Annotated in this window: 12 protein-coding genes, 1 tRNA gene and 2 pseudogenes; 12 read left to right on the top strand and 3 right to left on the bottom strand. The window is 67.1% G+C overall.

The window, feature by feature from the left end; genetic code table 11:
- Nucleotides 1-102: 102 nt before the first annotated feature.
- The 3 genes and pseudogenes from ACY5KJ_RS09930 to ACY5KJ_RS09920 form a co-directional block, all read left to right on the top strand.
- Nucleotides 103-645, top strand: a pseudogene (locus ACY5KJ_RS09930) (DUF3560 domain-containing protein); the annotation flags it as partial.
- Nucleotides 646-733: 88 nt separating this feature from the next.
- A complete protein-coding gene (locus ACY5KJ_RS09925; RefSeq protein ID WP_462187929.1) occupies nt 734-1,132 on the top strand; it encodes a hypothetical protein in 399 nt (132 codons plus the stop codon).
- Between the two features lie 1,034 nt (nt 1,133-2,166).
- Nucleotides 2,167-3,711 (top strand): recombinase family protein, encoded by a 1,545-nt coding sequence (locus ACY5KJ_RS09920; RefSeq protein ID WP_462203239.1) that lies wholly within the window; start codon nt 2,167-2,169, stop codon nt 3,709-3,711.
- Between the two features lie 27 nt (nt 3,712-3,738).
- On the opposite strand, the gene ACY5KJ_RS09915 is transcribed toward ACY5KJ_RS09920, so the two are convergent.
- Nucleotides 3,739-3,823: transfer RNA gene (locus ACY5KJ_RS09915), tRNA-Leu, on the bottom strand.
- 226 nt (nt 3,824-4,049) lie between these two features.
- Nucleotides 4,050-5,018 (bottom strand): ParA family protein, encoded by a 969-nt coding sequence (locus tag ACY5KJ_RS09910; protein WP_462203238.1) that lies wholly within the window; start codon nt 5,016-5,018, stop codon nt 4,050-4,052.
- 217 nt (nt 5,019-5,235) lie between these two features.
- On the opposite strand from ACY5KJ_RS09910, the gene nifJ reads away from it, so the two are divergent.
- The 8 genes and pseudogenes from nifJ to ACY5KJ_RS09870 all read left to right on the top strand — a co-directional run bounded on the left by nifJ (nt 5,236) and on the right by ACY5KJ_RS09870 (nt 12,953).
- Nucleotides 5,236-8,757 (top strand): pyruvate:ferredoxin (flavodoxin) oxidoreductase, encoded by a 3,522-nt coding sequence (nifJ, locus tag ACY5KJ_RS09905; RefSeq protein WP_462203237.1) that lies wholly within the window; start codon nt 5,236-5,238, stop codon nt 8,755-8,757.
- A 334-nt stretch (nt 8,758-9,091) separates the two neighbouring features.
- A complete protein-coding gene (locus ACY5KJ_RS09900; protein WP_462187923.1) occupies nt 9,092-9,688 on the top strand; it encodes a heme-binding beta-barrel domain-containing protein in 597 nt (198 codons plus the stop codon).
- Nucleotides 9,689-9,802: 114 nt separating this feature from the next.
- Nucleotides 9,803-10,939 carry a sensor histidine kinase gene (locus tag ACY5KJ_RS09895; protein WP_462203236.1) on the top strand — a complete coding sequence of 379 codons (1,137 nt, stop codon included), beginning with the start codon at nt 9,803-9,805 and terminating at the stop codon, nt 10,937-10,939.
- A pseudogene (locus ACY5KJ_RS09890) lies at nt 10,936-11,623 on the top strand (response regulator). The gene ACY5KJ_RS09895 and the pseudogene ACY5KJ_RS09890 overlap by 4 nt, the downstream one beginning before the upstream one ends.
- Before the next feature lie 263 nt (nt 11,624-11,886).
- Nucleotides 11,887-12,468, top strand: a complete 582-nt coding sequence (locus ACY5KJ_RS09885) for a DUF2306 domain-containing protein (protein ID WP_462187921.1) — start codon at nt 11,887-11,889, stop codon at nt 12,466-12,468.
- Nucleotides 12,469-12,507: 39 nt separating this feature from the next.
- Complete coding sequence (locus ACY5KJ_RS09880) at nt 12,508-12,642, top strand: hypothetical protein (RefSeq protein ID WP_462187920.1); 135 nt, start codon at nt 12,508-12,510, stop codon at nt 12,640-12,642.
- Between the two features lie 51 nt (nt 12,643-12,693).
- The gene (locus ACY5KJ_RS09875) at nt 12,694-12,792 is read left to right on the top strand and encodes an acyl carrier protein (RefSeq protein WP_462203235.1); all 99 of its coding nucleotides are present in this window, start codon (nt 12,694-12,696) and stop codon (nt 12,790-12,792) included.
- Nucleotides 12,789-12,953: a DUF6766 family protein gene (locus ACY5KJ_RS09870; RefSeq protein WP_462203234.1), complete on the top strand. Its 165-nt coding sequence runs from the start codon at nt 12,789-12,791 to the stop codon at nt 12,951-12,953. The genes ACY5KJ_RS09875 and ACY5KJ_RS09870 overlap by 4 nt, the downstream gene beginning before the upstream one ends.
- Here the strand turns inward: ACY5KJ_RS09870 and ACY5KJ_RS09865 are convergent.
- The gene (locus ACY5KJ_RS09865; RefSeq protein WP_462187927.1) at nt 12,880-13,146 is read right to left on the bottom strand and encodes a hypothetical protein; all 267 of its coding nucleotides are present in this window, start codon (nt 13,144-13,146) and stop codon (nt 12,880-12,882) included. The genes ACY5KJ_RS09870 and ACY5KJ_RS09865 overlap by 74 nt on opposite strands.
- Before the next feature lie 451 nt (nt 13,147-13,597).
- On the opposite strand from ACY5KJ_RS09865, the gene ACY5KJ_RS09860 reads away from it, so the two are divergent.
- A partial coding sequence (locus ACY5KJ_RS09860; RefSeq protein ID WP_462203233.1) for a transposase domain-containing protein occupies nt 13,598-13,820 on the top strand: 223 nt, incomplete at its 3' end.

Genomic DNA, 13,820 nt, shown 5'->3' with positions numbered 1-13,820 from the left:
CCTTTCAGCTGCCTCCTTCCGGGACAAGCCCGGCGCATCTCCCGACCGCAAACCCCAGAGCGAAAAACAGCCCCGAAAAGAGGAAACCCGCACGGAGGAAGCATGGAAAACACGCGGAACTCCCCGGAGAATACCCAGCGCGGGACGATCATGATCCGGCATACCCGGGAAGCCGGGACGTTGGTCGAAGGCGCCAGCCGAGCGGACTACCCGACACTGTCACCAATCTTCACAAAGCACCGGGTCCGCTGGTCGAGCCACATCGGCGACGGCGGAGCCTGGTTTTGGCGAAACAGCCGGGGACGGGGCGCGGACACCTACCGGATCAACGAGTTGGCCGACGCGCTGCGCGCCGCCGGGTACCCAATCGAGATCGCGATCGACGAGACGCCAGTCACCGACATCGCGGCGCTCGAAGCGGCCCGCAACCAGCGGGCCGAGGATCGCGCCGACTACCACGCCGATGCCGCCGGTCGCGCGGCGGCCCGCGCCGAGGCCCGGTGGAAGGCGGCCCGCGGCATCCGCGATCACATCCCGCCAGGGCAGCCCATCCTGGTCGGCCACCACTCGGAGGGCCGGCACCGCCGGGACCTGGCCCGCGCCGACGGCCACGAACGCGCCTCGGTCGAGGAAGCCGGCAAGGCTGGCTACCACGCGAACCGGGCCGAGACGGCGGCCCGGTTCCAGCAGCACCGGGAGAACGTTCCCCGCACCCTGCGCCGCATCCGCACGTATGGAAGCCGACCAGCGTGCCGCGGAGCGGGCGTTGGAGAAGGCGACCCGCCGCGTCGCCCAGGGCGGCGTACCACCCGACCCGGTGTGGAAGGCCGGCATCGAGGCGGACGCCGCCCAACGCGCCGCCGAGATCGACTACTGGAAGCGGAATGTCGCCGAGCAGGAAGCCGCAGGCGTGAAGGTCTGGCGGCCAACCGACTTCCAACAGGGTGATCGTGTGCGTTCGTCGTTCGGCTGGCACACGGTGCTGCGGGTCAACAAGCAGTCGCTAACGATCCCTCACGTCTTCATCCCTGGAGAGACGTGGCGTCTGTCGTACGACCAGGTGCTCGACCGCCGGGTCTCCGTCGTTCCACATCTCGAAGTAGCGCGTGACCAGCTGTTGCGTCGGCAGTGACATCCGACTGTTGATCATCTTGGGGTTTGTCTTCCCGGCGAAGGTTGTGTCCTGCCTGGCAGAGGTCCTGCTGCGCAGGCCTCCGGGCGTTCGATGAGCTGACCGCGTTCAAAGCGTGCTCCGGCGCGGACGAGCGCTACGAGGTGGGGTGCGTTGACGGCGCGATTCCCGGTTACGGGAAGATCGTGCCAGTGAATGCCGCTCACTCTCGGGAAACTCAACATACCGACACCGATTCAACTGGCACTTCCCGAAATTAAATCCTTCGAGATCGAGTTTTAATATAAAATGGCCAAAGGCGTGAGCGTGGCAGGTTCGACGATTTTCCTTACCGGCTGACTACCGGGGCTATGCGAGCCTCGCGGACCGTGTGTCCCCGGCGGGTTACCAGGCAGGTATTCGTAGCAGGGAAGAGTTTCGGGAAGGTGGCCGGGACATCAGAACCCAGCCTTCTCCCATGACCCACCTGCCCATCGTCACAGGTTGTTCCCAGATGCCGATCTACCTGCCCCGTTGGGGTGCCGCACCTCGGACCCCGCGCAGAACACCACCCTTTCTCCACCCTGGGCCCACCCTCCCGTTCGCTGCGCCAAAGCCGTGCCGATGACCAGGCCAGGACAAGACGCAAGCTGCTCCCCGGATGATGCGGAGGGCTCGGTCGACCATAAAACGTCCCCCGACGGTCCTGGACCCGCGCTGAATGGACGGCAGGCGGATAAGCATCCCCATGGAGCTGGACGTTACTATCAAGACACCCAAGGCGACGAGGTCTTTCTCATACTCCTCCCGGACGGGCCGCCGACCCTCACCCCCTCGGCGGCACGGGCACTGCTACGTATCCTGCTGGCAGCACAATCCGCCCGTTCCGGCCGAACACCCGGGACCGAAGCGAACATGCCGCGGAAAGATCCGCCCACCTCAGACTCATCCGCGTCGCCTCACCACAAAGGACCGCCCCCATGATCAGACTCGCGTTCTGCGGCAGGGTCTCCACCGAAGACCAGCAGGATCCAGAGGCCTCCCGCAACTGGTAGATCGCCCGCGCACGAGCCCTGACGGAGAAGCACGGGGAGATCGTCGCCGAGTACTTTGACGTCGGGCATTCCCGGTCCCTGCCCTGGAAGCGCCGTCCACAGGCCAGCCTGCTACTCGACGCCCTCCGGAACCCCGATCGGGGTTTCGATGCGGTTGTCATCGGCGAGCCGCATCGGGCGTTCTACGGCAACCAGTTCAGCCTGATCTTCCCGCTGTTCACCCACTATCGCGTCGCGCTGTGGGTGCCCGAGGTCGGCGGGCCGATCGACCCGACCTCGGAAGCCCACGACCTGATCATGTCAGTGTTCGGGGGCATGTCGAAGGGAGAACGGAACCGCATCAAGATCCGGGTACGGACCGCGATGGCAGCCCAGGCCAAGACCGAAGGCCGCTACCTCGGCGGCCGGCCGCCCTACGGCTACCGCATCGCCGACGCCGGCCCCCACCCCAACCCGGCCAAGGCCGCCGACGGCAAACGCCTCCACGTCCTGGAACCCGACCCGGTCACCAGCCCCATCGTGGCCAGGATCTTCTCCGAGTACGTCGCAGGCCGCGGGCTGTACGCGATCGCCGAGGGACTCACCGCCGACGGCATCCCCAGCCCGTCAGCGCATGATCCGGCACGCAACCCGCATAGGACCGGTATCGCCTGGTCCAAACCGGCGCTGCGTGCCATCCTGACCAACCCCCGCTACACCGGCCGTCAGGTCTGGAACCGCCAGCGCAAGGACGAGGTCCTTCTCGACGTCGAGGACGTCGCCCTCGGCTACGAGACCCGAATGCGGTGGAACAACCCCGACACCTGGATCTACTCCGCCGCGATCGTCCATCCGCCGCTGGTCGACGACGACACCTTCGCCCAGGTCAAAGCCCGCTACGCCGCCCGCAAGCTTGATCCGAGCGGGCCGCGCGAGCCCAAACGCACCCGGCACCCTTACCAGCTCCGTGGGCGGATGCGCTGCGGGATTTGCCAGCGGCGGATGCAGGGCAGCTGGAACAACGGCAAACCCCACTACCGCTGCGTCTACCCCGACCAGTACGCCCTCGCCAACCACGTCCACCACCCCCGCAGCGTCTACGTCCGCGAGGAACTCATCGTCCCCCACCTCGACCGCTGGCTCGCCCGCGCCTTCACCCCGCCCCGGCTCCCTGTGACCATCGCCGCCCTGACCGCCGCCCAGGATGACGACACCGACATCGGCCGTGACGCCGACCTCGCCCAAGCACGGAAGGCCGTCGCCGACTGCGACGCCAAGCTGGAGCGATACCGGCTCGCCCTCGAAGCCGGCACCGACCCCGCCCTCGTCGCCCGCTGGACCGCCAAAGCCAACACCGAACGCGCCGCCGCCCAGGCCCGCCTCCGGACCACCACCGACCGTCAGCGCATGACTGAACAGGAGATCAGCGACATCGTCACCGTCATGGGCGACATCGTCACGGTCCTCGCTGAGGCCGACCCAGCCGACAAGGCCGAGATCTACACCCAGCTCGGGCTCCAGGTGATCTACGAGCCGGGAGCCCACCGAGTGATCGCCGAAGCCTAGCCTCAAGCGATCATGTACAAACGAGAGTGTCCGAGGGGGGACTTGAACCCCCACGCCCGTTAAAGGGCACTAGCACCTCAAGCTAGCGCGTCTGCCATTCCGCCACCCGGACAGGTGGTCGCGGATGTCTCACCCGCGAACGACTGCGATGTTACACGCTCCAAGGGGGTGGTTGTCGCTACCCCCGACCACCAGACGATCAAGTCCCGACTTGCGAGTTCTGCCCCGCTTCGACGAGAACGAGAAGCGGCAGGATCACTACTCGAGGTGTGTCTCGGAGAATGTCGATCATGACTGGCTGGGCGCCGGGGCCTCTGGATCTCGCCTACGCGACGGGCCTACGCGACGGGCCTACGTAACGGACCCGCCCCGCGGCTGGCCGCCCCGACTCGCCGGAGGAACTCCTCGACCAGGCTGATCAGCTCCCGGGCCACCTCGGGCGGGAGATCTGCGGACAGCACCGCCGGCAGTTGGGTTCCAGCTGCTCCGGCGAAGCTCCGGTTACTTACGCGGAGCATCGACTCGAACACTGGAAGTCCGAGACTCGATGCCTGGTGGATGTAGGGCCGCAGGAAGCTGGTCGGCCGACCGCCGTAGTACTGGACCATCATGAGAACAACACCGAGCACCCGCGGTTCGAGTCGTTTCACGGCCGGATGCATCCCGGACTGCAACTCCGCGACCCTGTTGTACTCCCAGACGAACCGGCCCAGTCTGCTCATCAGATGTTCGATGCCCAGCGTCGACAGGTTGTCCGGCCGGGCCGGGATGAGCAGGTGGTCGCAGGCGGCGATCGCGGCCCGGGTGATGACTCCGAAGTTCGGCGGGCAGTCGATGAGCACAAGGTCGTAGTCGTACGTGGAGAAGGACGCCAGCCCGGTGGCCAGCCGCTGGTAGACGTCGAAGTAGTACCTGGTGGACCGGTGGGCCTGAGCCCCGCCCAGCCTGGCGGTGAGGTCCATCTCGATGTCGCCGAGCGAGAGGTGCGACGCGAGCAGGTCCAGCGTGCCGCCGCCCGCGGCGACGGCGGCGTTGACGATCGACGGTGTGGTCACGTACCCCGCGAGGGGCGGTGGGGTGGTCTCCGGCCGCCACGACTCGAACCACGCCTTGACGGTTCTCCGGTGGTCGGCGAGGTCCGTCCGCCAGGTCTCGGGCCGGTAAAAGGAGAAGGTCAGGTTCGCCTGCGGGTCCAAGTCGATCATCAGTACCCGTCTCCCCAGCCGGGCGATCGCGGCGCCGATGTTTGCGGTGAGCGTGGTCTTGCCTACCCCGCCCTTGTAGCTGGCGATCGCCACGACCTTCACCGCATCCTCGCTCCCGGTCGCGCGCTCCGCCCGGCGGCGGAGGGACGTCGTGCCTCCTCGGCCGGACCCTCAAGCTTCCGCGTCCGGTTCACCAGCAGACTACGGCTGTTTCTGGATCGGTCACGTGGCCGGGAGTCGGATACTGGTGACTTCCGCCTTCGGGGACGGGAAGGAAGTCCCCCCTCGATCCGTCTCCGGACGCCTGAGTCTGGGATGCATGGGTCAGAAGACGATCGATGGGAACGAGGCCGCCGCGTTGGTGGCCTACCGGGCGAGCGAGGTGATCGCGATCTATCCGATCACCCCGGCGTCGGCTATGGGGGAGCTGGCCGATGCGTGGGCGGCGAAGGGCCGCCCGAACCTGTGGGGTGCGGTGCCCGAGGTCGTCCAGCTGCAGAGCGAGGGTGGTGCCGCCGGCGCGGTGCATGGGGCGTTGCAGGCGGGTGCGCTGTCGACGACGTTCACCGCCTCGCAGGGTCTCCTGCTGATGCTGCCCAACATGTTTAAGATCGCCGGTGAGCTCACGCCGATGGTTCTCCACGTCGCGGCCCGGACCGTGGCCACGCACGCACTGTCGATCTTTGGTGATCACAGCGACGTGATGGCGGCGAGGTCAACCGGTTTCGCCATGCTGTGTTCGGCGTCGCCGCAGGAGGCGCATGACCTGGCCGCGGTGGCGCAGGCGGCAACGCTCGAGTCGCGGGTGCCGTTCCTGCACTTCTTCGACGGTTTCCGCACGTCGCACGAGTTGAACGAGGTGGCGTTGCTCGACGACGGCACGCTGGGTGGTCTGCTGGCGGCCGAGCATATCGATGCCCATCGCCGCCGGGCGTTGTCCCCCGACCGCCCGGTGATCCGGGGCACCACCCAGGATCCCGACACGTTCTTCCAGGCCCGGGAGGCGTCGAACACGTTCTACGCCGCGGTTCCCGGGATTGTGCAGGGGGTGATGGACCGGCTGGCCGCGGCGACGGGCCGGGCCTACCGCCTGTTCGAGTATCAGGGTCATCCCGAGGCCGAGCGGGTCGTGGTCGTCATGGGGTCGGGTCGGTCGGCGGTGCGGGAGGCGGTCACCCGGCTGGTCGAGCGAGGCGAGCGGGTCGGGTTCGTCCAGGTCCGCTTGTTCCGTCCCTTCGACGGCCGGGCGTTGCTCGCGTGCCTGCCCTCGACGGTGCGGTCGGTCGCGGTCCTGGACCGGACGAAGGAGCCGGGCGCGTCGGGTGAGCCGTTGCGGCTGGACGTCGTCGCCGCGTTCGCGGAACGGCCCGAGCGGATGCCGCGGGTGATCGGTGTCCGTTACGGGTTGGCGTCGAAGGAGTTCACCCCGGCGATGGCGGCGGCGGTGTTCGACGAGCTGGCCGGCGCGGCGCCGCGTCGGGAGGTGACGGTGGGTATCCGCGACGACGTCACGGACCTGTCGCTCGAGGTGGACGACGACCGTGTCCCGGAGCCGGATGACGTGCTGCGGGCGGTGTTCTACGGGCTCGGTAGCGACGGCACCGTGGGTGCCACGCGGGCGACGGCCGGTATCGTCGCCGCTCGCACGCCGCTGCACGCGCAGGCGTACTTTGTGTTCGACTCCAAGAAGTCGGGGTCGATGACGGTCTCGCATCTGCGGCTGTCGCCACGACCGGTCGACTCCCCGTGGCTTATCCAGAACGCCCAGTACGTGGGCTGTCATCAGTCCTCGCTACTGGAACGGGTGGACGTGCTCGCCGTGGCCGCGCCGGGTGCCACCGTGCTGCTCAACAGCCCGCATGCGCCGGAGAAGGTGTGGGACTATCTGCCGGCCGACGCGCAGCGGCACCTGCTTGACCGGGGTGCGCGCCTGTTCGTCGTCGACGCCGACCGGGTGGCGAAGCAGGCCGCCATGCCCGGGATCGTAAGCCCGGTGCTGCAGACCTGTTTCCTGGCGCTGTCCGGTCTGCTGGACCGCGACGAGGCGATCGCGGCGGTCAAGGACGGGGTCCGCGCCGCCCGCGGCAAACGCGGTGACGCCGTGCTGCAGCGTAACTTCGCCGCCATCGATGCCGCGCTCGACGCCCTGCACGAGGTCGACCTGCAGGCTCGTGTGGTCACGGGGCAGGCGCGCCGGCAGCTGCTCGGCGAGGCGCCCGCGTTCGTCCGGCAGGTGACGGCGCGGATCATGGCGGGGGAGGGGAACCTGCTTCCCGTCAGCGCACTACCGGCTGACGGCACCTTCCCCGTCGGGACGGCCCGGTACGAGAAACGCGGCCTGACCCGCGAGCTTCCGGTGTGGGATGCGGACCTGTGCATCGACTGCGGCAAGTGCGCGATCTCCTGCCCGCACGCCGCCATCCGGATGACGTTGTTCGAGCCGGCGCAGCTCGCCGGCGCGCCAGCGTCGTTCCGGCACAAAAAGCCGAAGGACCGCACCCTCGCGGCGTTCCGGCTCGCGGTGCAGGTGGCACCGGACGACTGCACCGGCTGCGGCATCTGCGTCGAGGCGTGCCCGGCGAAGAGCCGGGAGATCGAGGGCCATCGCGCCCTGGACATGGTCGACGCCGCACCCCGCTTCGAGGAGGAACGCGCCGGATGGGCGTTCCGTGAAACGCTGCCGGCGGTCCCACCGGCGCTCGCCCCACCGGACACGGTCCGCGGCTCGCAGCTACGGGAGCCGCTGTTCGAGTTCTCCGGCGCCTGCGCCGGCTGCGGGGAGTCGCCCTACCTCAAACTGCTCACGCAGCTGTTCGGTGACCGCATCATCGTCGCGAACGCCACGGGATGCTCGTCCATCTACGGCGGCAACCTGCCGACCACACCCTGGTCGGCGGGCACCGACGGCCGCGGCCCGGCCTGGGCGAACTCGCTGTTCGAGGACAACGCCGAGTTCGGGCTCGGGCTACGCCTCGCGCTCGACACCCGGGCCCGCGAGGCCCGCCGGCTGCTGCGCGCACAGACCGCGACGGTCGGCGGCACGCTCGTCGAGGCGCTGCTCACCGCCGACCAGTCGACCGAGGCCGGCATCCTCGACCAACGCCAGCGGGTGGCCGAACTACGCCGACGGCTGGCCACCGTCGACCACGACACCACCCTCGACGCTGTTCTCGACGACCTCGTCGACAAAAGCGTGTGGATCATCGGTGGGGACGGGTGGGCGTACGACATCGGCTTCGGCGGCCTCGACCACGTGCTCGCGTCGGGGCGCGACGTCAACGTGCTCGTCCTCGATACCGAGGTGTACTCCAACACCGGTGGGCAGGCGTCGAAGTCGACGCCGCGCGCCGCGGTCGCGAAGTTCGCCGGCGGCGGCAAACGGACCCGCAAGAAAGACCTCGGGCTGCTCGCCGCCGCCTACGGCGACGTGTACGTCGCGCAGGTCGCCCTCGGCGCCAACGACCAGCACACGGTGAAAGCCTTCAACGAGGCGGCCAGCTGGCACGGCCCGTCCCTCATTGTCGCCTACAGCCACTGCATCGCCCACGGCATCACCATGACCGACGGCATGGCCCACCAGAAAGCCGCGGTGAAATCGGGATACTGGCCGCTCTACCGGGTCGACCCCCGAGCGGAAAGGCCGTTCTCCCTCGACTCGCGGGCACCGTCCATCCCCTTCAGCGAGTTCGCCGCCACCGAGTCCCGGTTCACCCTCCTCAACACCGTCAACCCCGACGAAGCCGACGAGCTCGCGGCACTCGCCCAACGCGACATCCTCGGGCGCTGGCAGACCTACGAACACGAAGCCGCCCACCCCCGCAACACCACCACGCAAAACTGAAGCGGCGCCGTGCTCACCAAAGGGGACGTAATGAAGTAACAAATACGTGATCGAGAGCATCATCGCAGGTCACAGGCCTGTTGAGGGTTCGAAACGCGCAAGTTATTTCATTTCGACTCCAAAGCGGCGCCGTGCTCACCAAAGTGACGCCGTGCCCCATGAGACCAGTGAAATATTCGATCTTGATGGCGGGTCCGTGAGCACGGTGAATGTGCCGTCTTGCGCGTCTTGAGAGTCGCGCAACAGCGGCTTGCAAGAATTTGACAGTAATGTCGAGATGTTCCGGGCTTGTTCCGGCTATAGATGGTTCCTCGCCCAAGGAGGGTTCGCCTTGATGGAAAAGACGGGAAAGACTGGGGAGGCGGGAAAAGCCGGCCCGGAGTTCGGTCCGTTGGCGGCCCTGGCCGGTGAGTGGGAGGGCAACCAGGGGGTGGACGTTGCCTTCGGCAACGCCGAGGGCACGATTATCGAGACCCCGTACCGCGAGAGGGTCACCTTCAAGCCCTTCGGTCCCGTGGACAACGGCCCGCAGTGTCTCTACGGCCTCGACTACCACATGGCCGCGTGGCGGGCCGGCGAGGAGAAGGCGTTCCACACTGAGATCGGCTACTGGCTGTGGGACGCCGATCTCGGCCACGTCATGCGGTGCTTCATGGTGCCCCGCGGTACGGTCCTGATCGCTGGTGGTGCCGTGGCGCCGGACGCGACCGACTTCACCCTGCGGGCGCAGGCCGGCTCCCCCACATACGGTATCCTGTCCAATCCCTACCTGGCTCGCGCGGCGAACAGCATCCGCTACGAGGTGAGCATCACCGTCACCGATAACGGGAGCTTCGCCTACACCTCCACGACCACCATCGATCACGAGCGGGTGTCCGACCCGGTCGCCCATACGGACCGCAACGTGCTGCGGCGCCTGTCCGACGCTTAGCCGCCCGGCTCAGCCGCTCGGCTTATCGGCTTAGCCGCCCGGCGCACCGAGCGAAGTGTGTGCCTCGTACTTTCGGCCGATCAGGAGCGGCATCGGTTCTCGTACCGTGATTGGGTGCACGCCCTTCTTCGCTCGGTGTGGGACGAGCCTCCTCCTCCCCGCCCGCCGTCGCGGGTGTGGCGGGACTGGGCACTCGTGGGGGTGCTCGCGCCGGTCGCGGTGCTCGAAGGAGTTCTGCGACCGGACGTTCCATGGCGGGCCGTCTCGGTGATTCTCGCTGTCGGGTTGCTGCCCACGTTGTTGTGGCGCCGGACCAGACCGCTGCTGATGGTCGCGATCGTCTTCGTCACCGCCGGCCTGGTCTCCCTGGTGACTGGTGGCGAGCCAAAACTGCAGGTGATCGTGTATGTGCTCGTGTTGCCGTACTCGTTGTACCGGTGGGGGTCAGGGTGCGAGGCCGTGATCGGCTCGCTGATCCTGATTGCCAAGGTCTGCCTCTCGATGGTCCTCGGCTACCTCAGCGTCGCCGACGCGATCGCCGGATTCGCCGTCTTGTCCGCGGCCGCCGCACTGGGCGGAGCGTCCCGGTACCGGGCCAGGGCGAGGATCCGTGAGCTCAACCAGGTCAAGCTGCTCGAACGCGAACGGCTGGCCCGCGACCTGCACGACACTGTCGCTCATCACGTCTCGGCGATTGTGATCCGCGCCCAGGCGGGCCTTGCGACATCGGCATCGCGACCGGAAGCCGCGACCGAGGCACTCCGCGTGATCGAGGCCGAGGCGTCGCGCACGCTGGCCGAGATGCGCGCCGTGGTCCGCGTCCTGCGTCGGAACCAACCGGCGGACCTGGCGCCCAGCCCGGAGATCGCCGATCTCGAACAGCTCGCGAGCCGCGACCGTGCCGGTCCGTCTGTCGACGTGGAGATCCTCGGCGACCTCGACGACCTTCCTCCATCGGTCGGTGCCGCGATCTACCGCCTCGCCCAGGAGTCGGTCACCAACGCCCGACGACATGCTCGTCACGCCTCGCGTATCGAGGTCCGCGTCGCCGCCGACGACACGATGGTGCACCTACGCGTGAGCGACGACGGCGACACCAGCACCACCCGCCCGACCGCGCCACCGGGCTACGGGCTCACCGGCATGATCGAACGTGCTCACCTGCTCGGCGGCACCTGCGAAGCTGGCCCGGCCCCCGATCGAGGCTGGACCGTGACGGTCGCGCTCCCTCGAACAGGCTGGGCGACATGAGCATCCGAGTGATCATCGCCGACGACCAGGAAATCGTCCGTACCGGGCTCCGGATGATCCTCGACGCCCAACCGGGCATCGAGGTCATCGGCGAGGCCGCTGGCGGGCGGCGAGCCGTGGAGCTCGCACAGCGCCTACGTCCCGATGTCTGCCTGTTCGACATTCGGATGCCCGGCCTGGACGGCATCGAAGCCACCCGTTGTCTCGCCGGACCGACTGTCGACGACCCCCTCGCCGTCGTCGTTATCACGACCTTCGATCTCGATGACTACGTCTACGCTGCCCTCAGAGCCGGCGCCCGGGGCTTCCTGCTCAAAGAACGCCGGCCCTGACCTGCTCGCCCAGGCCGTCCACGCCGCCGCGGGCGGCGACGCGCTCATCGCCCCGAGCATCACCGCGCGACTACTTGAGGCCTTCGCCGACGCCGGGCCAGCCGCACCGCCGGTGCAACCCGTCGAGCCGCTCACGGACCGAGAAGAGCAGATCCTCGCCACCGTGGCACGTGGGCGCACCAACAGCGAGATCGCCGGCGAATTCCACATCACCCTCAGCACCGTCAAGACCCACATCGCCAGCCTCATGGCTAAGCTCGGCGCCCGCAACCGCGTCGAGATCGCCATGTGGGCCTACGAGACCAAGCGCGTTACCAACCGATTCGGGCCCGGTATCGCTCGCGGACGATGACACGCGGGTGACCGAAGTTCAGCGCGGCCGACACGGATCTCATCGGCCAGACACGGATCTCATCGGCCAAAAGTACGGCCTTGCGGTCGGATGATCGGCCGACTCGGCTCAGGCCCTTCCACCGATGAGCCGCGCCACCTCGATCGCCACAATCGGGTCATGGCCGACGAGAGCATGACCAGATGAGTCCCCTCCCGCGGTCGCCGCGAAACAGCCGGCTGACGGATAGCCGGCTGACCGGATGACGGAAAGGGACTGTCGCTGTGACCCCCTCCACCAGGACAGAGTGGCGCGTCCCCGCGGCGCTGCTCGCGCTCACCGCCGTTCCGATAGTGGCCGGTTCCGTGCGTCTGACCGACCTGGCCGGCGGTGCGGAAGTCACGCCGGAAAACGCGCGCTTCTTCGCGGCACCTGTGCCCGTGGTGCTGCATATCATCAGCGTCATCCTGTACAGCACCCTGGGGGCCTTCAAGTTCGTCCCCGGTTTCCGCCGCCGACGGCCCGGCTGGCACCGCGCGGTGGGGCGGCTCCTGGTTCCATGCGGGCTTACCGTAGCGTTTTCGGGTCTATGGATGACCCTGTTCTATCCCCGCCCCGAAGGCGACGGCGATCTCCTTACTGGCTTCCGGCTCGTGTTCGGCTCGGCCGTTGCGGTGTCCATCGTCCTGGGCTTTGCCGCGATCCGGCGGCAGGATATCGCCCGGCACCGTGCCTGGATGATTCGTGGTTACGCAATCGCGCTGGGCGCGGGCACGCAATTCTTTACCCATCTGCCCTGGATCCTGATCGCCGGGAAGCCAGCCGGGCTGAGTAGAGCACTGCTCATGGGAGTCGAAATGAAATAACTTGCGCGTTTCGAACCCTCCACAGGCCTGTGACCTGCGATGATGCTCTCGATCACATATTTGTTACTTCATTACGTCCCCATGGCCGCCGGCTGGATGATCAACATTGCCGTGGCCGAATGGATCATCCGTAAGCGGCTGACCAATCCGCCCCACGTGTCCACTCACGGATGACCCCGTGGTTTTCCGATCGGTGTCCGCGTCGAACTGCGCAACCTCCTCAACGTGGCGACCGGCCTGCGACTGCCGGCCGCGGAGGTGTTCGACTACCCGACGTCGACCGCCCTCGCCGGGTACCTCGACGGCGAACCAATATCAAAATGATGGAAAGGAAGATCGCAACACAAGATGATCGCTACAATGTCGACCAGTTGGAGCAACACGCCGCCACCGTGTCATGGCTCGGATACGTCACGTCGGCCGACTTCTGGAACCGGACGTTTCAGACGTCGACAGGCCAGCGTCGAGGGCGTCAACGTCGATGACATCATCGCCCGCTGGATGGCCGCCGGTGGTCGCACTGACGCTGGCGCGCGACACTCCGACCGGCGTGCCGGCGCGGGCGATCGACGCCAGAACGACCTTCGCCGCGGGGGTGCCCGTCGGGCGAGTCGCGATGACGCGCCGGGCCAGCACACAGAACAGCAGCGTGATGCGGCGGACATCGGAGCCGAGCAGTTCCGTGAAGAGCGCGATCGCCTCGGCGCTCGGCGGGTTCTCGACCGGGACGACCGTGCGGTGACCGGACCCGCCGGTGCGGTCCGCGTGAAAGCACTGGTCGGGCTGTTACCGAGACCCGGTGTCGGGTTTGCTGCGGAGGGTGGTTATGCTGCTCGCTGCTGTCATGTGGTCTTGGACGCGGGGGTCTTGGGCCAATGCCAGTGAATTAAGAACCGCACCGACAAGATCCACTTTGAGTGATTGATCTTGTTGGTGCAGTAGCCGTCGGGGAGCGGTCATATCGGTCGCGGTAGAATTCCGTGGTGACGAGTAAGAATGGGTGTGGCGGGCCGGTCGGCAGGTTGGGGGACGTAATGAAGTAACAAAACAAATACGTGATCGAGAGCATCATCGCAGGTCACAGGCCTGTGGAGGGTTCGAAACGCGCAAGTTATTTCATTTCGACTCCTTGACGGATAATATTTCGCTCGGGGTGTTTACTGGCTTCGTTCACCATGATCTTGTGGACGATGTTCTGGTGACGACGGGCCGGGTTGAGAAACGGTCCCGGAAGCTGCCCGCGCGGGTGATGGTGTATTTCACGCTGGCGATGTGGCTGTTCTTCGATGACGACTACGAGGAGGTGATGGAGAAGCTTGTCGCGGGTCTGAAGGTGTTCGGCTGGTGGCGGG

The sequence above is a fragment of the Frankia sp. CcWB3 genome (assembly GCF_977927595.1).
This window is presented reverse-complemented; position numbering and strand designations above follow the sequence as displayed.